This window comes from Streptomyces sp. NRRL S-37 (genome assembly GCF_000721605.1).
Classification (GTDB): domain Bacteria; phylum Actinomycetota; class Actinomycetes; order Streptomycetales; family Streptomycetaceae; genus Streptomyces.
The window spans coordinates 178,342-197,132 of sequence record NZ_JOIZ01000013.1; the positions used below are offsets into that span (position 1 = coordinate 178,342).

The following is an 18,791-nucleotide window of genomic DNA, read 5'->3' on the forward strand; positions in this document are numbered from 1 at the left end:
GGGCCTCCGACTCAGGGAGGCCCTCGCGGTGCGCGCGCACCGCGCTGCCGAGGTTCGGGAGCCACGCATGAGGCACGCACGACGACGGGTGGTCCGGCGAGTGACACGGCTGGCGGCCGTCGGCGGACTCCTCCTGGGGGCCACGATGGTCACCCACGCCGTCGCCGGTGAGCCCCGCGCGCCCGGCGCGGTCCCATTCGCCACCGCCGGGGAGGCGGCGGCCGGGCCGGGCGCCGCCCTGGTGGCGAAGCTCGGCACCTCCCGTACGGCGGGCAGCTGGATCGCCGACGACGGCAGGACGGTGGTCGCGGTCACCGACGAGGCGGCGGCGGCCGAGGTGCGCGCGGCCGGCGCCGAGCCGAAGATGGTGCGGCACAGCATGGACGACTTCACATCCGCGGCCGAGACGCTGCGTTCGGCGCCGCGCGTGCCCGGGACGGCGTGGGCCATGGACTACCGGACCAACGAGGTGGTGGTCCGGGGCGACAGCACGGTGTCGGCGGACGACTGGTCCGAGCTGACCGAAGTGGCGGACGGCATCGGCGGTTTCGTCCGCATGGAGCGGAGCGAGGGCACCTTCACCACCCGGCTCAACGGGGCGCTGCCCATCCTGTCTACGGCCGGCCGCTGTTCGGCGGGGTTCAACGTGACCGACGGGGAGCGGGACTTCATCCTCACGGCCGGGCACTGCGGGCCCGACGGGTCGGTGTGGTTCGCCGACAACCAGGGCAGGCAGGAGGTCGGGACGACGGTCGGCAACAGCTTCCCCGGGGACGACTACTCGCTGATCGAGTACGCCGGCGGCCGGGCCGGCGAGGGCGCCGGTGTGGTGGCCGTCGGCGGCGGCAAGGGCGTACGGATCACGGGGGTGGCGGATCCGACGGTGGGCCAGCGGGTGTTCCGCAGCGGCAGCACCAGCGGGCTGCGGGACGGCGAGGTGACCGCGCTCAACGCGACGGTGAACTATCCCGAGGGCACGGTCAGCGGTCTCATCGAGTCGAATGTGTGCGCCGAACCCGGGGACAGTGGTGGTCCGATGTTCTCCGAGGGCATCGCGCTCGGTGTCACGTCGGGCGGCAGCGGTGACTGCCGGACGGGCGGTACGACGTACTTCCAGCCGGTGACGAAGGCGCTGGCGCGGCTCGGCGTACGGCTCATCGTGGCGCCCGGGGCCGACGGGGGCGCGGCGGCGCCCTCCCCCGCCCCGTCGGACGCGCGGGGCGCGGCGGCTCCGGACGCGGCCTCGCCGGGCTCGTCGGCTCCGGTGCGGGGCATCCTCCCGGACCCGTCGACCCTGCTGTCCCGGCTGGCCGACCCCCACAGCGTCGGTCCCGGGCTGCTGGTGATCGGGGGCAGCCTGGTCGCCCTGGTGGCGTCGCGCTGGATACGGGCGGAGCAGGACCGCAAGGAGTACCGGCGTCACTACTCGGCGTCATGGGGCTGAGCGGACGGCGGGGCCGGCCCTTCGGCCGATGGTGAGCGGCACGGCCGCCGGGGCGGCTCCGTGGCGGGCAGGAGGCCGTCGGGCCGGCCGAGGAAGGTGGCGGTGGTACGAGGAACGCGGCGGTTCGCCGGCGGCGGGGCACCTCCCCGCTCGAGCGAAGCCGAAAGCGCGCGGAGGATGCCGTAGCGAAGGGCCGGGGTCAGTGAGAGCCGAGGTCAGTGGGAGAAGGGCACCCGTTCACGCACGGGTGCCCGTCGACGGGGTCACGATTCCGAGGGGATCGGCCGGCAGCCGCTCAGGCCGCCCTGGCCGGCTGCGGGAGGGCCGAGGCCCACTCCTGGACCAGGCGCTGGTACTCCTCGCGCTGTTCGACGCTGAGTGTCCCGCCCGACCGGAGCCACAGGGCCCGGATCTCCTCGTTGACCTCGGCAGCCGATCGCTCGGAGGAGGGTTCAACAGTGGTGGACATGCCGTGAAGCATACGGCGCCGGACGTGAAGACGCTGTGAGTAATCGCACGCACATCGGGCATTTCGGGCAGTGTCACTGATCACGTCCATCTGCCAAGGAACGTGGGCGAGTTCACATCCGGACCTCGAGGGAGCGGCCGGACACGGGGCGCCCGGCAGGCCGGGCGCCCGCGGCGGTCAGGTGCCCGGCTTGCGGCCGTACACGTAGACGTCGTCGCCGTTCTTCAGCAGCGACCAGTACTTCTTGGCGGCGGTCTTCGTCATGTTGACGCAGCCGTGGGAGCCCGGCGGGTTCCACATGCTGACGCCGACCGAGTGGAAGGCCTGGCCGCCGTCGAAGAACTGGCTGTAGGGCATCGGCACGTCGTAGATGGTCGAGACGTGGTCGATGTTGCGCCAGTAGATCTTCTTCAGGCCGGTGCGGGTCTCGTACCCGTCGCGTCCCGTGCGGACCGGGACGGGGCCGTAGACGAGCTTCTTGCCATCCTGGATCCAGCTGAGCTGGAGCGTGAGGTCCACGCAGGCGATACGGCCCTTGCTGGTGGGGCATTTGCCCGACTTGTTCGGATTCTTTCCGACGGCCTTCTGCTTGTTCATCAGGTTCATCACGCCCCAGGTCACGGGGCCGGCGTACCCGATGTTCGGCGTGATGCCGTGCTTGGTCTGGAAGGACCGGATGGCCTTGCAGTCGGCGGAGGACTGCTTTCCGTCGGCCGGGCGGCCGAGGAACTTCTCCACCTTCTTCTGGTAAGGGCCCGCCGAGGTGGTGCAGCTCGCGGCCTGTGCCGGTGTCGCGCCCAGCGCGAGTGTGAGCGGAGCCACCAGCGAGGTGACCCCGAGAATGACGGCGCTCCGTCTGCTTTTGTCCCCCATGGTCTGTTTTGCCTTTCCGCAGAAGTGGGCGCATGGCCTGCGCACTCTGCCAGGTAGACGGCCCAACCGGAAAATCGGTTGTGCGGACGAGCCGGGGTGCGACCGAACGGTGACATCCGGTCAACAGGGCCGAGAATGATCGACTATCGCGGTGGGATCCCGCCCAGCGCCTGCCGGAATCCCGTGTTGACCGCCGTGATGCCGCCGTCGACGGCGAGGGTGGTGCCGGTGATCCACGCCGCGTCGCGGGAGGCGAGGAAGGCGACGGCCGCCGCGACGTCCTCCGGCTCGCCGACCCGGCCCAGCGGGTAGAGGTGCCGGGCCGCTTCGAGCTCCGCGTCCCGGCCCGCCCAGGCGCGGGTGCGGACGGTACCCGGTGCGACGAGGTTGACTCGCACCCCGCGGGGCGCCGCGTGCCCGGCGAGGGTGCGGGTGAGGGAGATCAGGCCCGCCTTGGCCGCGCTGTAGGCGTGGCCGCCGAAGTCCTGGAGGCCGTTGACGGAGCCGACACTCACGATCGCGCCCCGGCCGGAGGCGGCGAGGTGCGGGAGTGCGGCGCGGCAGCAGCGGTACGCGCCGGTGAGGGTGACGTCGAGGTCCGTGGCCCACTCGTCGTCGGGTTCGTCCTCGAAGCGGGGCGCGTCCGGGGTGCAGTGGGCGGCGTTGTTCACCAGGACGTCGAGCGAGCCGAAGGCGTGCGCGGCGTGCGCCACGGCCGCCTCGACGGAGGCCCGGTCGGTCACGTCGCAGGCGAAGGGTTCCGCCGCGAGCCCGCGGTCCCCCAGCGCTGTCGCCGCCCGCTCCGCCGCGTCGGGGTCGGCGTCGGTCACCAGGACCCGCGCCCCCTCCTCGGCGAACCGGGCGGCGGTGGCCGCGCCGATGCCGCGTGCCGCCCCGGTGATGAGAACCCCGTACCCGGCGAAGCGCCTCGTGTCCGTCGTCATGGGGTGAAGGTAGCCGCCGGGGCGATCATCGCGGCAGAGGGCGGAGGCGGTCAGCGGTAACCGGTGACGTCCGCCGGCTTGCCCGCGTCCTGCACCTCGACCATGTAGCGCCAGGCGTCCGGGCGGCTGCCGTCGAGGTCGGTGAAGCCGTACTCCCGGGCGAGGCCGCCGCTGGAGTGGGAGGTGCCGTTGAAGCGGGCCACGTCCGGGTCGGCGGCGAGGGCGGCGACGGCCCGTCCGACGTAGCGCGGGGTCTCGGAGATGGCGAAGTGGGGGACCTCGCCGAGGGCGTCGCGCCAGTTGTCCTCGCGTACACCGAAATGGTCGAGCATGATCTCCGAGCGCATCCAGCCCGGGGTGAGGGCGAGCGCGGTGGCGCCGCGCGGGCCGAGTTCGTGGCCGAGGGCGAACGCCATGCGCAGGACGGAGGACTTGGCGAGGTCGTAGAAGAAGGAGAGGCGGTAGTGGTCGCGGTTGTAGTCGGCGGTGCCGTCGGTGACCTCGACGACCAGTCCGCCGGGGTGGCGCAGCAGCAGCGGCAGCGCGTGGTGGCTGGTGATCGCGTGGGTCTCGACGGCGAGGCGGAGCAGGCGCAGGCCCTTGTCCAGGTCGTGCTCCCAGACCGGAGCCTCCCACTCGAAGAGCGTCTCGCCGCCCCAGATGTCGTTGACCAGGACGTCCAGGCGGCCCTGTTCGGCGGCGATGCGGTCGACGAGTGCCTTCACCTGCCCCGGTTCGAGGTGGTCGGTGGGCACCGCGATGCCCTGGCCGCCCGCCTCGGTGACCAGGTCTGCGGTGTCCTCGATGGTCTCGGGGCGGCCGTACTCGGAGCGGCGTTCACGGGTGGTGCGGCCCGTGACGTACACGGTCGCGCCCGCCGCCCCGAGTTCCACGGCGATGCCCCGTCCGGCACCCCGGGTCGCCCCGGCCACCAGCGCGACCTTGCCCTTCAACTGCTCCGACATGTACGGCCTCCTGTTCAACGGCTCTTTGCTGTCGCTTCGAGCGTGACAGGTAAGCCGGACATCTTCTGTCGCCTTTTCGCGCAGGTCGCCCGGGTGGACCGTTCAGTGGCCGCGCGCGATCCATTCCTCCAGGTGCGGGGCCTCCGCGCCGATGGTGGTCGGGTCGCCGTGGCCGGTGAGGACCTTCGTCTCCGGCGGGAGGGTCAGCAGCCGGTCCCGGATCGAGTCGATGATCGTCGGGAAGTGGGAGAAGGAGCGGCCGGTGGCGCCCGGACCGCCCTGGAAGAGGGTGTCGCCGGTGAACACGGTCGCAAGGCCCGGGTCGTACAGGCAGACCGCGCCGGGCGCGTGACCGGGGGTGTGCAGCACGGTGAGGTCGGCGCCGGCGGCCTCGATCACCTGGCCGTCGACGAGCCAGGAGTCGGGGTCGCGGTCGGGGTGGGTCCGCTTCCACAGCGGCAGGTCGTCGGGGTGCAGCCAGATGGTGGCGCCGGTGCGCTCGGCGAGGGCGGGCGCGGCGTCGATGTGGTCGTTGTGGGCGTGGGTGCACACGATGGCGGTGAGGCGCCGGTCCCCCACCGCCTCGGCGATGGCGTCGGCGTCGTGGGCGGCGTCGATGACGATCGCCTCGTGGTCGTCGCCGACGATCCAGACGTTGTTGTCGACGTCCCAGGTGCCGCCGTCGAGGCTGAACTGCCCCGAGGTGACGAGTCGTTCGATGCGGGCGGCCATCACAGCACCACCACCGAACGCAGCACGTCGCCCTGGTGCATCCGCTCGAAGGCCTTCTCCACCTCGTCGAGCCGGACGGTCTCCGTGACGAACGCCGCCAGGTCCAGGCGTCCCTGGAGGTGGAGGTCGATCAGCATCGGGAAGTCGCGGGACGGCAGACAGTCGCCGTACCAGGAGGACTTGAGGGAGCCGCCGCGGCCGAAGACGTCGAGCAGCGGCAGTTCGATCTTCATGTCCGGGGTGGGGACGCCGACCAGGACGACCGTGCCGGCCAGGTCACGGGCGTAGAAGGCCTGCCGGTAGGTCTCGGGGCGGCCGACGGCCTCGATGACGACGTCGGCGCCGAAGCCGCCGGTGAGCTCGCGGATCGCCTCGACGGGGTCGGTCTCGCGGGAGTTGACGGTGTGGGTGGCGCCCATGGAGCGGGCGGTCCCGAGCTTGCGGTCGTCGATGTCGACGGCGATGATCCTCGCCGCCCCGGCCAGCCGGGACCCGGCGATCGCCGCGTCACCGACGCCGCCGCAGCCGATGACGGCGACGGAGTCGCCCCGGCCGACGTTCCCGGTGTTGATCGCGGCGCCGATGCCGGCCATCACTCCGCAGCCGAGCAGCCCGGCGACCTGTGCGGAGACGGCCGCGTCGACCTTGGTGCACTGTCCGGCGGCGACCAGGGTCTTCTCGGCGAAGGCGCCGATGCCCAGGGCCGGGGAGAGCTCGGTGCCGTCGGTCAGGGTCATCCTCTGCTTCGCGTTGTGGGTGTCGAAGCAGTACCAGGGGCGTCCGCGCAGACAGGCGCGGCACTTCCCGCACACCGCGCGCCAGTTGAGAATCACGAAGTCGCCGGGCCGGACGTCGGTGACGCCGTCGCCGACCGACTCGACCACGCCCGCGGCCTCGTGGCCGAGCAGGAACGGGAAGTCGTCGCTGATCCCGCCCTGCTTGTAGTGCAGATCGGTGTGGCACACCCCGCAGGCCTGGACCCGGACGACCGCCTCACCGGGGCCGGGATCGGGCACGACGATCGTCTCGATCCGCACCGGCTCGTCCTTGCCGGGTGCGATCACGCCGCGTACTTCCTGCGCCATGCTGCTGACTCCTTCGTCCGCCGTGTCCGTCTTCCCCGACCCTACGCGGGAATGATCGCTTCCGCCGCCCGCCGTGCGGCGGATGTGCCCCCGCGACGTAGCCTGGACCTCCGTCCGACGCCGAGGGGGGCGACGTGAGCATCGCAGCAGAGGAACCCGGTCCGCCCGCCTGGCGGCTGCTCCTCGGATACGTACGACCGCACCGGTGGGCCCTGCTGGGCGGTGCCGTGCTGTCCCTGATGACCGGGGCGACGGGGCTGATGCTGCCGCTGGTGGCCCGGGACCTGATCGACGACCTCTCGGACGACCGGGCGATCACCGGCGCGCTGCTGCTGATGTCGGCGCTGGTGGTCGCCAACGCCGTGCTGGGGGCGCTGGGTTCGTACGTGCTGCGGCGCACCGCCGAGTCGGTGGTGCTCGGGGCGCGGCGCTCGCTGTCGTCGTACCTGCTGCGGCTGAGGATCACCGCCGTCGACCGCACCGAGCCGGGCGATCTGATGGCCCGCGTCACCTCCGACACCACCCTGCTGCGCGAGGTGACCACGGACTCGCTGGTCGGCCTCGGCACGGGCGGGCTGACCCTGGTCGCGACCGTGGTGCTGATGGGTTTCGTGGACCCGGTGCTGCTGGGTGTCACGCTGGGGGTGATCGCGCTCGCGGGCACGGTGCTGGGGGTGATCGTGCCGCACATCAACCGGGCCTCCCGGCAGGCGCAGGACGCGGTCGGTGCGATGGGCGCCTCGCTGGAGCGGGTGCTCGGCGCGTTGCGCACGGTCAAGGCGTCCGGTGCCGAGCCGCGCGAGGAGCGCGCGCTGCACGAGGCCGCGCGGGAGTCGTGGCGGCAGAGCGTGCGCGCCGCCAAGTGGTCGGCCGCGGCGGGCAACACGGCCGGCCTCGCGATGCAGATCGCGTTCATCACGGTGCTGGCGGTGGGCGGCGCGCGGGTGGCGACCGACGCCATCGACATCGGGACGCTGGTGGCGTTCCTGCTGTTCGTGTTCTATCTGATGGCACCGATCCAGCAGGTCGTCGGCGCGCTCACGCAGTACCAGACGGGCAGTGCCGCCCTCGCCCGGATCCAGGAGGCGCTGCGGCTGCCCGCCGAACCGGCCGCCGGGCCCGCCCGGTTGCCCGACGCCGGCACGGCGCCCGCCGCGCTCGCCTTCGAGGACGTCCGTTTCCGGTACGCCGACGACCTGCCGTATGTCCACCACGGGGTGACGTTCGCCGTGCCCGCGCAGGGCATGACGGCGTTCGTCGGTCCGTCCGGCGCGGGCAAGACCACCGTCTTCTCCCTCATCGAGCGGTTCTACGACCCCGACTCCGGGGTGATCACGCTCGACGGCCGTGATCTGGCCGACTGGGAGCTGCCGCGGCTGCGGGCCGCGATCGGGTACGTCGAGCAGGACGCGCCGGTGCTGTCGGGTTCCCTGCGGGACAACCTGCTGCTGGGCAATCCCGAGGCGGACGACGGCACCCTGACGCGGGTGCTGAAGACGACCCGGCTCGACGGTCTGGTGTCCCGGCTGCCGGAGGGGCTCGACACCCTCGTCGGGCACCGCGGCACCAAGCTGTCCGGCGGGGAGCGCCAGCGGGTCGCCATAGCCCGCGCCCTGCTGCGCCGCCCCCGGCTGCTGCTGCTCGACGAGGCCACCTCGCAGCTCGACGCGGTGAACGAGGCGGCGCTGCGCGACACCGTCGCCGATGTGGCGCGCACGACGACGGTCCTGGTCGTCGCGCACCGGCTGTCCACGGTGACGGCGGCCGACCGGATCGTGGTGATGGACGCGGGCCGGGTACGGGCCGTCGGCACGCACCGGGAGCTGGTGGCCGCCGATCCGCTGTACGCGGAGCTGGCGGCCACGCAGTTCCTGGCGACGGCCGGGTGAGCGGCGCCGGGCGGCGCGGGGGCCGGGCTTGCCGTGCCCGGCGGGCCGGAGGACGCTCGTAGGAGGGGCCGTCCCGGCCCGCCGGAGGCCCGGACCGCGGCCCCGTGGAGGAGGTGGGTCGTCATGACGACCGCGTCACAACCCGTCTTCGGCACCGACACGCTCCGCCGGGGCGTCGAGGCGGACACGTCGGCGCCTCTGGTGTCGCTCTACGCCGACGACGCGGAACTGCGCATCGTGGACCGCAACACCCAGCCCAGCCACCCCAAGGTCCTGCACGGCCGGGACGAGATCGCCGCCATGCTCGACGACGTCTACAGCCGCGACATGACGCACTCCCTGGAGGCGTGCGTCGTCCAGGGTGATCACGCCGCCTACTGCGAGAGCTGTCAGTACCCGGACGGGGTGCGGGTGCTGTCGGAGTCGATGCTCACGCTGCGGGACGGGAAGATCACCGGGCAGGTGATGATCCAGGCCTGGGACGAGTAGGAACGCCGGTACGGAGGTGATCGGCGCAGCCAGGCGCTGTACCGCATGACGTCGCCCGCCCGCACACCGTACTCGGGCCGGTCGGTGGTGAACGTCTGCTTCAGGCCGGGGACGGAGCCCGTGGGCGGGTCCGGGAACAGCATGCGGCGGACGCCGGGGCGGCCGTCGTACGCGCAGGACCGGCCTGTCCGGTACCCCTCCCGCCGGCAGCGTCCGCCGACGGCCGGGCGAGCGCGGCAAACTCGCGGGCGCCAGGCGGCCAGCGGCCGGTAACCGCGCGGTGACGTCGAGGAGTCCGGGGCCGTCCGGATCCCGCCGCGCGCCACCTCGGTGAGGTGGGCGCGCGGCCGGCCGGTGCCGTGCGGCCTCCGGGCCGCGGCGGGACGCGCCGTCCGGCGCTCCGGTCGTCCGGTGATCGGCCGAGCCGGTGTTCCACGCGGTGACCGAGGGGGCCGTCGCCGAAGCGAGGTCCTCCCCCACCGGACACCGGCGGCACCTAATTTTGTCGTGTACGCGCCCTTGTCGCGGACGGCTCCCTTCCTTACTTTTCAGTAAGTTGCTTTTCAGGGCACGTGATCCCGGATTGTGGGGGGAGCCGTCATGCCGGTCCGCAGAACCAGGCACCTGTGCGCCATCGCCGCCGCGCTCGTCCTCACCGTCACGGCGCCCACCGCCGCGGCCGCCGACACCTCCCCCACCCTGCGGGAGGTGCTGTTCGTCGGCAACAACTGGGACGGCACCGCCGATGTCATCGAGTCCACCGGTGACTTCGCACGGATCGGCCGGATCGACGTCGTCCCGGACAAGGCCGAGCGGATGGCCGAGATCAACGCCGACCCGATCCGCTGGATCTACTTCATGGCGATCCGCAGCGGCGTCGGCGAGGGCCACGACCAGTTGGTCGACGACATGTACTCCACCCCGGACGGCACCTCGGTGGTGGTCTCCCGGCCGAGCTTCGCCGACGTGGTCTCCCTCGACCTCGCCACCGGGCGGATCAACTGGCGCTTCCCGGTCTCGGGTTACCGCTCCGACCACATGGCGGTCTCCCCCGACGGCAAGCGCGTCGCCGTCTCGGCCTCGACCTCCAACACGGTGCACGTCCTGGACATCGCGACCGGTGACGAACTCGGCTCGTTCAAGACCGGCGACAAGCCGCACGAGAACGTCTTCAGCGAGGACGGCAAGCGCATCTGGAACATGTCCATCGGCGAGGTGAACACCGCGCTCGACGCGACCTGGCTGGACTGGACGAAGGGCGACCGCCGCATCACGGTCGTCGACGCGACCACCTTCAAGCAGGTGAAGGTGATCGACATGCGGGAACGGCTCGACGCCATCGGTCTGAAGGACCACTCGGACGCGGTGCGCCCGGCCGCGTTCTCCCCGGACGAGTCGAAGCTGTACTTCCAGGTGTCGTTCTTCAACGGCTTCTTCGAGTACGACGTCGCCACCGACCGCATCACCCGCACCAAGACCCTGCCGAAGAACCCGGCCACCAGCGATGACCGCACCACCTGGGTCAACGACTCGCGCCACCACGGCATCACCATGAAGCCCGACGGCACCAAGCTGTGCGTGGCGGGCACCATGGACGACTACGCGACCGTCGTCGACCGCGCGACCCTCCGGCAAGGTCCGCTCGTCACCGCGTCCAAGCCGTACTGGGCGACCGTCAGCGGTGACGGCAGGTCCTGCGTGGTCTCCGAGAGCGGCGCCGACCGGGTCACCGCCATCGACTTCTCGACCGGCGAGAAGACCGTGTCCGTACCCGTCGGCGACCACCCGCAGCGGGTTCGCCTCGGCCATGTGGAGGCCGGCTGGTCCGGCGCGGACGGCGGACGGTAGGGCCCGTCCGCCCGTCCATCTGGGGCCGGGGCGGTCCGTCCGGCCCCTCCGGCCCCCCTGGCTCACCCGACTCACTTGTTCCTCACCGGTCACGACGGGACGACGACCTGTTAATCGGGAGGAAAAACCGGACATCGGGTGTGTGAGTCCCGCGGGAGGGGGTAGTCGCCCGGTACCACCTCCGGTCGTGGGAAGGAGGTCCGTGAGAGCGCACCTACTCGCAATGCCCGGGCCGCTTCCACCGACACGAAGCGGCCCGGCCCGTCAGCGCGGGGGCAGCCGGTGGAGTTCCACCTCCGTGAGCCGGCCTCCGGTGACCGTGGCGGTCATATAAGTGCAGTGGGGCTGTCGGCGGCGGTCCGTCGGCGACCCCGGGTTGAGCAGACGGAGTCCCGTGGGAGCGGTGGTGTCCCACGGGATGTGGCTGTGTCCGAACACCAGCACGTCAACCCCGGGGAAGCGCGCGGCGCACCGGTTCTCCCGCCCCCGCGCCGGACCCGTCTCGTGGACCACGCCGAAGCGCAGCCCGCCGAGTTCCGCGTACGCGATCTCCGGCAGCCGGGCCCGTAACTCGGGCCCGTCGTTGTTGCCGTACACGCCGATCAGCCGCCGGCTGCGGCTCTCCAGGAGATCGAGGGTGGCGGTGTCGACCCAGTCCCCCGCGTGGAACACGACGTCCACGCGGGGGAGTTCGTCCAGCAGCGGCACGGGCAGCCGCTTGGCGCGCTTCGGCAGATGGGTGTCGGAGGTCAGGAGCAGTCGCACGCACGGCAGAGTAGGCGGCGTCGTGCCCCCGGTGGGACGCCACGCCTCGAGTGACCCGGCGAGCACGCCGGTCGGCGGATGCGAAAGGGCCGTCACGGCGGCCTCCCGGCGGCGGGGCGGAGCCGGAAACGCGGCGGCCGTGGCACTACGATCGGGCAACGCGCGCCAAGCCCGCACGTTCGACGGCGAGAGACCCGAAGGGCCCAGATCCAGATGCCGGTCAAGGTCAGCGTCATCGTTCCCGTGTACAACCCGGGGATCTACCTCGAGGACTGCGTCTCCTCGCTGCGTCGGCAGTCGCTGCCGCCCGACGAGTACGAGGCGATCTTCGTCGACGACGGCTCGACCGACGGGACACCGGCCCGGCTCGACCGGCTCGCCGCCGAGGACCCCCGGATGCGGGTGATCCACCAGGAGAACTCCGGCTGGTCGGGCAAGCCCCGCAATGTGGGGATCGACGCCGCACGGGGCGAGTTCGTGATGTTCGTCGACAACGACGACTACCTCGGCGACGAGGCACTGGAGCGGATGTACGCGTACGGCACGGCCCACGGCGCCGATGTCGTCGTGGGGAAGATGGCCGGCAGGAACCGCGGGGTGCCGGTGGAGCTGTTCCGCCGCAACCGTCCGCGGGCGACGGTCGAGGACGCCCCGCTGATCGACAGTCTCACCCCGCACAAGATGTTCCGCCGGGAGTTCCTCGACCGTACCGGGCTGCGGTTCCCGGAGGGGCGGCGGCGCCTGGAGGACCACGTCTTCGTCACCGAGGCGTATCTGCGCGCGGACAACGTGTCCGTGCTCAGCGACTACGTCTGCTACTACCACATCAGACGCGACGACGCCTCCAACGCCGGCTTCCAGCGCTTCGACCCCGCGGGGTACTTCGGCAATCTGCGGGAGGCGCTCGACGTCGTCGAGCGGTACACCGAGCCGGGCCCGGTACGGGACCGGCTGTTCCGCCGCTGGCTGCGGGTGGAGATGGTGGAACGGCTGCGGGGCCGGCGGCTGCTGGGGCTGCCGGACGACTACCGCAGGGAGCTGTTCGCGGAGATCCACAAGGTCGTCGTCGAACGGTTCGGCCCGGGTGTCCCGGCCGGGTTGCAGCCGACGCAGCAGGTCGTCGCCGCGCTGGCCGAGGCCGACCGGTACGACGACGTGGTGGCCTTCGCCGCATGGGAGGCCGGGATCGCGCCGACGGCGACGCCCGTGGGCGTGGAGTGGCACGACGGCTCGCTGCACATCGGTTTCACCGCCGAGTACACCTCCGCCCGCGAGCCGATGACCTTCCCCGCGGACGCCGCCCGCACCCCGCCGGCCGGCCCCCCGGAGAACGTGGAGGAAGCAGTGGCGTGGGTCGGCGCCCGGACCGCGGCCCGGTTCGGACAGGCCACCGCGGACCTGCTGCTGCGTGAACGGTCCAGCTCCGCCCAGTACTTCCAGCCCGTGGAGGTCACCCGGGAGACGGTTCCCGTCGACGGCGGCGAGCGGGTGCGGCTGGTGCTGCGGGCGACCGCGACCGTCGACCCCGCGAAGCTGCCGGGCGACGGGGTCTGGGACGCCGTCGTACGGGTGAGGCTCGGCGGCTGGACCAAGGAGTGCCGGCTCGGCCCCGCCCCGCGCGCCACGCGCCCCGAGCCGTGCGCGGCTGTGACCGGCCGGCGCGCGGTCCTGCCGTACTGGACCGAGCCGCACGGGCATCTCTCGCTGGACACGGGCGCCAAGGGCAGGCGGCTCGGCCTGGTCGGTGTGCGGCGGCCGGACGTCACCGTCTCCGGGACCCGGCTGAGCGCCCGGATCCCGCTGCACGCGGCCGGAGGCGTCCGGGTGGAGCTCAGGTTCACCGCTTCCGGCAGGACGCTGCACGCGTCCGGCACGCTCACCGGTGAGGCGGACGGGCCGGGCTCCCTGCTGGAAGCCACGCTGCCCGTCCGGCTCCCCCGGGGAATCTGGCGGGTCGCCCTGACCCCGGACCCCGATGCCGCACAACCCGCCTGGAGCGAACTGCCGTTCGCGCTGCGCGCCACCGGCGACCGGACGTCGGCGGTGTCCGTACCGCGCTCCGGGACGGTGCGGAGACTGGCGCGCGGGGTGCGGCGCGTGCTCGGCACCGCCCGTACGAAGGCGGCTTCCGTGATCAGCGGACGGCGGTGACGGAGCGCGGGCCCCGCCGCGGGGCCCGCCCCCGTGCCGCTGACGCGCCCCGGAGTCAGGACTTGGCGTAACGCTGCTTCAGAGCGCTGCGCTTGTTGGAGCCCTCGGCGTTCTTGCCCTTCTCGATGATCACCAGGTTGTGGTAGAAGTGCACGCCGACCACGTTGCGGTCCGTGTAGGTCGGCTCGTAGCTCTCGTCCACGAACTCCTCATAGTTCAGCCCGTCCGTCAGACGCTTCAGCAACCCCATGCTGGTGTCCTTCGCGTCGAGGTCCTCGCTGCCCATCCATTCGGGCCAGTACGACGACTGGGTGTCCTCGACGGCGTAGATGCCACCGTCCTTGAGCAGGGGGAAGAGCGTCTCGAACGTCGTGATCACGTGCGGGCTGCGGTGGCTGCCGTCGTCGATGATGACGTCGATCTCGCCGATCTTCTCGGCGATGGCGTTCAGGGAGTCGGGGTCGGACTGGTCACCGATGAAGGTCGTGATGCGGTCCTCGTCGACAAAAGACTTGTCCTGGATGTCCATTCCGAAGATCTGCGCGTTGGGGAAGAACGCCTTCCACATACGCAGTGATGCCCCGCCCTGGCCGGCCCGGTTGTATCCGCCGATCCCGATTTCCAGAAGGTTGAACTTCTTGTTCTTCAGGTGCTGGAGATGGCGCTGGTAGTGCCGCGTGTAACGGTGCGTCCCCCATTTGTCCGTCTTGAAGTGCACGGCCAGTTTGCTGAGGTCGTGGGAGATCGCGTCCAGCCCGGTCGGCTTGACCGGCGCGGCCGGCTTGCCCGTGATCTGCCGCTTCAACTGGCGCAGGACCCGCACGTTCCTCTCGCCCAACGCGGACTTCACCATTGGCCTGATCGACATCGCGAGACGTTCCTTTCACTGGGACAGCTCTTTGCGGAGGGGGCGAGCGCTGCGGGCCGCGGGAGGGCCGCAGCGGTGGCGGGCCGTATGCGCCGGGCGTCGAGGGGGTCGACGGTGGGGCGGCGGGATGCGGAACCGATCATCGTCCGCACGAAGTCAGTGCCGTGGAGCCCGTGGAGCCAAGGGGGACGCACCACCGCGCCCGCACCGGGCGGTTCCCGCGGCACGGCCCGCCCGCCGGCGGTTCCGAAGCGGCCGCGGGCGGTGCGCGGGCCGGCGGGCCGGCTCTGGGTGCGGTGACGGGTGAGCGCGTCCGGCACGGTGCCCCTCGGCACGCCGGACGCGAGCGGTGTACGGGCGCGGCGGCCGGCCTCCAGCGGGGCGACGGCGCCGGTGGTGTCCTTCCGGTGGCCCTGGACGGCCGTGCGGCGCGCGCCGGCGCGGGGGCCGGCCGGAGGCCGGACGGCGGGGGCGGTCAGCGCCGCGCGGGCCGGTCGCGGAGGATTTCCCCGGGGAACGCGCGTGGCCCGCGGACAGGATTCCGATCCGCCGCCGACCGTGTCCTCGGTCTCCGCGGCCGTGTCACCGGCGACGGTCCCGGCATCGGTGGTGCCCGCGTCCGCCGGGCACTCCGGCTCGTGGAAGAGCACGGGCCCGTCGGCCACGGGCACTAATCGTCCGGTCGGGGTGGAGGTGATCGGCCCCGGCCGGATTCCGGCACCGCCGGACAGCACGAGAGCCTTCATCCGGCTCACCATAGCCGCGTTCCGGCGGATGGAACATCACTTGCTTCACTCGTGTGTCATGAAATCCCGCGAAAGGGCCGATCGGCCACCTGGACGCGGGCTAATCATCGCCCCTGACGATATTTCCCTCCGCACTCGCGTTCGGGGTGGTGGAGGTGGTACCGCGGTCCACGGCGGGGAGGCAGGTCCGCAGCGGGTCCTTGCCGCGCAGCCGCCGGGCTCGCGCCCAGCCGGTCTCCGCCCGGCGGGGTCGGGGCTGGTCAGTGGTCTCCGAGGTCACGACTCATCATCTTCCTTCTGTCCGCTGCCCTCCGGGTCCCCGGCGCCGCGCCGGACAAACCCCCGTCCGCCGCACAGGCTTCCGCCTCCTCAACACTCCGGCGCGGACAGGGAGTTCCCGTCCGGGCCGGCGTCCTCGTCAGCGGTTGGGCCGGGCCGCGCTGATGTCGCCCAGGGCGGACTCCGGGTCGCGCTCCATGGCGGTGTCGCCCAGCGAGACGACGCCGACGGGGCGTCCGTCCTCGACGACCGGGACACGGCGCACGGCGTGTTCGCGCATCAGCCGCACCGCGTGGTCCAGGTCGTCGTCCGGTGCCACGGTCACCGGGTCGTCGCTGCACGCGCCGGCCACGGTGATGTCCTCGGGATCGCCGCCCCGGGAGACCGACCGCACCACCAGGTCGCGGTCGGTGACCAGTCCGCGCAGCCGGTCGCCGTCGGTCACCAGGACGGACCCGAGGTCGCGGTCGCGCATGATGCGGGCGACCTCCGCGACGGAGGTCTGCGGCCCGACGGTCACCGGCGCACCGGTCATGATGTCGCGCACGTGCTGTGCCATGACGTGTCCTCTCTCCTGTCCCTCGGTGACGTCCCGGGTACCCGGCGGGGCGGTACGGTCACCGGGCGCGGGCGTTCCCGGCCGGCGGACCCGGCGGCCGTCAGGGCCGCAGCAGGAACTCCGCCCACACCTGCTTGCCCCCGCTGACCGGAAGGGTCCCCCAGCCGGCCGACACGGCCTCGACGAGGAGGATGCCGCGGCCTCCGGTGGCCTCCCAGCCGATGCTGGTGGGCTTCACGGGGGTGCGGGGCGAGGCGTCGGCGACCGCGAGGCGCAGCCGGTCGTTGACCAGGGAGATGTCGAGGCGGACCGGTCCTTCGGTGTGCACCAGGGCGTTGGTGACCAGTTCGGAGACGACGAGCAGGGCGCCGTCGACGTCCGCGGTCACTCCCCAGGAGCGCAGGGTGCGCCGGGTGAAGCGGCGGGCGTGCCCGACCGCCTGGGGCACCCGCCACACCGTCCAGGTCTCCCGCAGCGGACGGGAGGCCATGCCGTCGTAGCGCATCAGCAGCAGGGCGACGTCGTCGCTGCGCGGGGCCTTGCCGAGCAGGGCGTCCGCGACGAGCCCGAGGTGGGCGGGGTCGGCGGCGGACAGCTGCCGGGCGAAGCCGTTCATGCCCTCGTCGATGTCGGAGTCCGGGGACTCGACCAGACCGTCCGTGGTGAGCGCGACCAACGTGCCGGGCTGCAGTCTGAGCGGACTCATGGGGAAATCGCTCTGCCGCACCACGCCCAGCGGCGGTCCGCCCTCGGCCTCCGCGATCTCGGTGCGGCCGTCCGGGTGACGCAGCACCGGCGGCAGATGTCCGGCGCGGACGCACCAGGCGAAGCCCTCCTCCATGTCGACGTCGACATAGCAGCAGGTGGCGAAGAGGTCGGTCTCCATGTCCATGAGGAGCCGGTTGGCGTGGGAGACCACCACGTCCGGGGGGTGTCCCTCGACGGCGTAGGCGCGCAGCGCGGTGCGCATCTGGCCCATGAGGGTGGCGGCGCCTGCGCTGTGACCCTGGACGTCGCCGATGACGAGGGCGACGTGATTGTCCGGCAGCGGGATCACGTCGTACCAGTCGCCGCCGAGCTCCAGGCCGGCGGTGCTGGGCAGATAGCGGGCGACGGCGACCGCGCCGGGCAGCCGGGGCAGGCGGCGCGGCAGCAGCTGGCGCTGGAGCATGCCGACCAGTTCGTGCTCGGCGTCGAAGGCGCGGGCCCGCATCAGGGCCTGTCCGGCGAGGCCGGCGGCGGCGGTGAGCAGGGCGCGTTCGTCGGGGCCGAAGTCGTGCGGGGTGTCCCAGCCGATCAGGCAGGCGCCGGCTATCCGGTTCCCGGCGGGCAGCGGCAGCATGGCCAGGCCACCGGGGCCCACCTCGGCGAGGGCGGTCTCCAGCGGGGAGCCGGCCGGCCAGATCCGGGCGCGTCCCTCGCGCAGGGCGGCGGCGAGGGTGGGCATGGTGCGCACGGGCGCGTCGGGCCACTCGGTGCGCCACTCCGCGCGCCACAGATCCGGCCACGCCTCCGGTTCCGGCGGGTCGAGGACGGTGACGACGAGCCGTTCGCTCTCCAGCTCGGCGAGCGCGATGCGGTCGGCCCGCAGCGGCCGGCGCAGCGCGGCGACCACGGCCCTGCCGACGTCGCGGACGGTGACCGCGGTGGCGAGCGCGGCGGCGAGACGCTGGATCCGGGCCACGTCCGTGATGTCGGAGCGCAGTGTGGAGGCGTCGGCAACGGAGCCCACCAGCCGGGCGGGGCGTCCCTCCTCGCCGTGCACCAGCCGGCCGCGCAGCCGCAGCCACTTGGGCGGGCCGGCGGGCTGGAGCACCCGGAACTCCAGTTCGCGGTCGCCGATCGTCATGTGGTCGGCCTCGACGACGGACATCAGTGAGGGCAGGTCCTCCGGCACCGTCAGGCCCAGCAGGGTCTCCACCCGCCCGTCGAAGTCGTCCGGGTCGAGGCCGAACAGCTCCAGGATGTCCTCGCCGACCCGGACCCGCCCGGTGTCCATGGCGAGGCTGAAGCCGCCGGGCCGCAGGTCGGCGCCCTCGGCGGTGGCGGCCGGCGCGGGGAGGGCGAGGGCGTCGGCGACGAGGCCGAGGCAGCGGCGGTCGTCGGCGTCGAAGCCGTCGGCGCGCTCGCTGACCGCGAGCAGGCAGCCGCCGCCGTCGTCCCGCAGGGGCAGCGCCGCCAGGAAGAAGTCACGGCTGGGCACGCGTCGTGACTGCGCCTGCGCGGCGAGGTCGTCCGGGCCCAGCCACACCGGCCGCCCGCGGTGGGCCTCGGCCACCGGGGTGTGCCCGGCGACGGGGTAACTGTCCCGCACCCCGCACAGGGTCCGCGGCACCCCGGCGGACTCCGCCAGGTACAGCAGCTCTCCGTCCGCCCCGGCCGTGTACACGGCGGCGAACGCGGCACCGGCGAAGACGAGGGCCTGCTCCAGGATCCTGCGCACCCGGTCGGACGACTCGGGGTCGGCCGCGATCGCCGTCAGGGCACCTTCCGCACGCAGCGTTCTCGTGCTGCGTCCCGCAGCGCCCTCACCGACCACGTTGGCCATTACAGCGCTTATGGGACACCCGCGCAGCCCCTGTGCGCGTTCGGCGGCCCCCGGCGTGCGCGGGGCGCGGAACACCCCGGGCGGTCCTACGGGCCGGGATCCGGGGTATACGGGGGGTGCGTGACCCCGTGCTCTCC

At 72.6% G+C, this 18,791-nt stretch carries 16 protein-coding genes; 5 read left to right on the forward strand and 11 right to left on the reverse strand.

The window, feature by feature from the left end; translation table 11 throughout:
- The first annotated feature begins 67 nt into the window (after positions 1-67).
- On the forward strand, positions 68-1,444 hold the full coding sequence (locus IH50_RS0119835) for a S1 family peptidase (protein WP_030863718.1): 1,377 nt from the start codon (positions 68-70) through the stop codon (positions 1,442-1,444).
- A gap of 295 nt (positions 1,445-1,739) precedes the next feature.
- On the opposite strand, the gene IH50_RS0119840 is transcribed toward IH50_RS0119835, so the two are convergent.
- From IH50_RS0119840 to IH50_RS0119865, 6 genes are all read right to left on the reverse strand, one after another.
- On the reverse strand, positions 1,740-1,925 hold the full coding sequence (locus IH50_RS0119840; RefSeq protein ID WP_030863721.1) for a hypothetical protein: 186 nt from the start codon (positions 1,923-1,925) through the stop codon (positions 1,740-1,742).
- A gap of 165 nt (positions 1,926-2,090) precedes the next feature.
- Positions 2,091-2,786, reverse strand: a complete 696-nt coding sequence (locus IH50_RS0119845; protein WP_030863724.1) for a L,D-transpeptidase family protein — start codon at positions 2,784-2,786, stop codon at positions 2,091-2,093.
- A gap of 143 nt (positions 2,787-2,929) precedes the next feature.
- Positions 2,930-3,730, reverse strand: coding sequence for an SDR family NAD(P)-dependent oxidoreductase (locus IH50_RS0119850; RefSeq protein WP_030863728.1), 801 nt, complete (start codon positions 3,728-3,730; stop codon positions 2,930-2,932).
- A 50-nt stretch (positions 3,731-3,780) separates the two neighbouring features.
- Entirely contained in the window at positions 3,781-4,695 is a 915-nt protein-coding gene (locus IH50_RS0119855; RefSeq protein ID WP_030863731.1) for an SDR family oxidoreductase, read from the reverse strand.
- Positions 4,696-4,797: 102 nt separating this feature from the next.
- Positions 4,798-5,427, reverse strand: a complete 630-nt coding sequence (locus IH50_RS0119860) for an MBL fold metallo-hydrolase (protein WP_030863733.1) — start codon at positions 5,425-5,427, stop codon at positions 4,798-4,800.
- On the reverse strand, positions 5,427-6,512 hold the full coding sequence (locus IH50_RS0119865) for an S-(hydroxymethyl)mycothiol dehydrogenase (RefSeq protein WP_030863740.1): 1,086 nt from the start codon (positions 6,510-6,512) through the stop codon (positions 5,427-5,429). Before IH50_RS0119865 ends, IH50_RS0119860 begins: the two co-directional genes overlap by 1 nt.
- Positions 6,513-6,646: 134 nt before the next feature.
- Between IH50_RS0119865 and IH50_RS0119870 the strand changes: the two genes are divergently transcribed.
- The 3 genes from IH50_RS0119870 to IH50_RS0119880 all read left to right on the forward strand — a co-directional run bounded on the left by IH50_RS0119870 (position 6,647) and on the right by IH50_RS0119880 (position 10,738).
- The gene (locus tag IH50_RS0119870; RefSeq protein ID WP_030863742.1) at positions 6,647-8,401 is read left to right on the forward strand and encodes an ABC transporter ATP-binding protein; all 1,755 of its coding nucleotides are present in this window, start codon (positions 6,647-6,649) and stop codon (positions 8,399-8,401) included.
- A gap of 123 nt (positions 8,402-8,524) precedes the next feature.
- The gene (locus IH50_RS0119875; RefSeq protein WP_030863744.1) at positions 8,525-8,890 is read left to right on the forward strand and encodes a nuclear transport factor 2 family protein; all 366 of its coding nucleotides are present in this window, start codon (positions 8,525-8,527) and stop codon (positions 8,888-8,890) included.
- Between the two features lie 600 nt (positions 8,891-9,490).
- On the forward strand, positions 9,491-10,738 hold the full coding sequence (locus tag IH50_RS0119880) for a YncE family protein (RefSeq protein ID WP_030863746.1): 1,248 nt from the start codon (positions 9,491-9,493) through the stop codon (positions 10,736-10,738).
- A gap of 264 nt (positions 10,739-11,002) precedes the next feature.
- Here the strand turns inward: IH50_RS0119880 and IH50_RS0119885 are convergent, their stop codons facing one another.
- Positions 11,003-11,503: a metallophosphoesterase family protein gene (locus IH50_RS0119885; RefSeq protein ID WP_030863749.1), complete on the reverse strand. Its 501-nt coding sequence runs from the start codon at positions 11,501-11,503 to the stop codon at positions 11,003-11,005.
- 213 nt (positions 11,504-11,716) lie between these two features.
- On the opposite strand from IH50_RS0119885, the gene IH50_RS0119890 reads away from it, so the two are divergent.
- Positions 11,717-13,654, forward strand: coding sequence for a glycosyltransferase family 2 protein (locus tag IH50_RS0119890; protein ID WP_030863752.1), 1,938 nt, complete (start codon positions 11,717-11,719; stop codon positions 13,652-13,654).
- Between the two features lie 55 nt (positions 13,655-13,709).
- On the opposite strand, the gene IH50_RS0119895 is transcribed toward IH50_RS0119890, so the two are convergent.
- The 4 genes from IH50_RS0119895 to IH50_RS0119910 form a co-directional block, all read right to left on the reverse strand.
- Positions 13,710-14,522 carry a class I SAM-dependent methyltransferase gene (locus IH50_RS0119895; protein WP_051767384.1) on the reverse strand — a complete coding sequence of 271 codons (813 nt, stop codon included), beginning with the start codon at positions 14,520-14,522 and terminating at the stop codon, positions 13,710-13,712.
- A gap of 846 nt (positions 14,523-15,368) precedes the next feature.
- Positions 15,369-15,548: a hypothetical protein gene (locus IH50_RS42695; RefSeq protein WP_078914038.1), complete on the reverse strand. Its 180-nt coding sequence runs from the start codon at positions 15,546-15,548 to the stop codon at positions 15,369-15,371.
- Between the two features lie 138 nt (positions 15,549-15,686).
- Positions 15,687-16,106 carry a CBS domain-containing protein gene (locus IH50_RS0119905; protein WP_030863760.1) on the reverse strand — a complete coding sequence of 140 codons (420 nt, stop codon included), beginning with the start codon at positions 16,104-16,106 and terminating at the stop codon, positions 15,687-15,689.
- A 100-nt stretch (positions 16,107-16,206) separates the two neighbouring features.
- Positions 16,207-18,654, reverse strand: coding sequence for a SpoIIE family protein phosphatase (locus tag IH50_RS0119910; RefSeq protein ID WP_030863762.1), 2,448 nt, complete (start codon positions 18,652-18,654; stop codon positions 16,207-16,209).
- Between the last annotated feature and the right edge of the window lie 137 nt (positions 18,655-18,791).

Excerpts from the sequence above, each read along its gene's own strand:
- IH50_RS0119835 (WP_030863718.1), top strand. The coding sequence starts at position 68 with ATGAGGCACGCACGACGACGGGTGGTCCGGCGAGTGACACGGCTGGCG.
- IH50_RS0119840 (WP_030863721.1), bottom strand. The coding sequence starts at position 1,925 with ATGCTTCACGGCATGTCCACCACTGTTGAACCCTCCTCCGAGCGATCG.
- IH50_RS0119845 (WP_030863724.1), bottom strand. The coding sequence starts at position 2,786 with ATGGGGGACAAAAGCAGACGGAGCGCCGTCATTCTCGGGGTCACCTCG.
- IH50_RS0119850 (WP_030863728.1), bottom strand. The coding sequence starts at position 3,730 with ATGACGACGGACACGAGGCGCTTCGCCGGGTACGGGGTTCTCATCACC.
- IH50_RS0119855 (WP_030863731.1), bottom strand. The coding sequence starts at position 4,695 with ATGTCGGAGCAGTTGAAGGGCAAGGTCGCGCTGGTGGCCGGGGCGACC.
- IH50_RS0119860 (WP_030863733.1), bottom strand. The coding sequence starts at position 5,427 with ATGGCCGCCCGCATCGAACGACTCGTCACCTCGGGGCAGTTCAGCCTC.
- IH50_RS0119865 (WP_030863740.1), bottom strand. The coding sequence starts at position 6,512 with ATGGCGCAGGAAGTACGCGGCGTGATCGCACCCGGCAAGGACGAGCCG.
- IH50_RS0119875 (WP_030863744.1), top strand. The coding sequence starts at position 8,525 with ATGACGACCGCGTCACAACCCGTCTTCGGCACCGACACGCTCCGCCGG.
- IH50_RS0119880 (WP_030863746.1), top strand. The coding sequence starts at position 9,491 with ATGCCGGTCCGCAGAACCAGGCACCTGTGCGCCATCGCCGCCGCGCTC.
- IH50_RS0119890 (WP_030863752.1), top strand. The coding sequence starts at position 11,717 with ATGCCGGTCAAGGTCAGCGTCATCGTTCCCGTGTACAACCCGGGGATC.
- IH50_RS0119895 (WP_051767384.1), bottom strand. The coding sequence starts at position 14,522 with ATGTCGATCAGGCCAATGGTGAAGTCCGCGTTGGGCGAGAGGAACGTG.
- IH50_RS0119905 (WP_030863760.1), bottom strand. The coding sequence starts at position 16,106 with ATGGCACAGCACGTGCGCGACATCATGACCGGTGCGCCGGTGACCGTC.
- IH50_RS0119910 (WP_030863762.1), bottom strand. The coding sequence starts at position 18,654 with ATGGCCAACGTGGTCGGTGAGGGCGCTGCGGGACGCAGCACGAGAACG.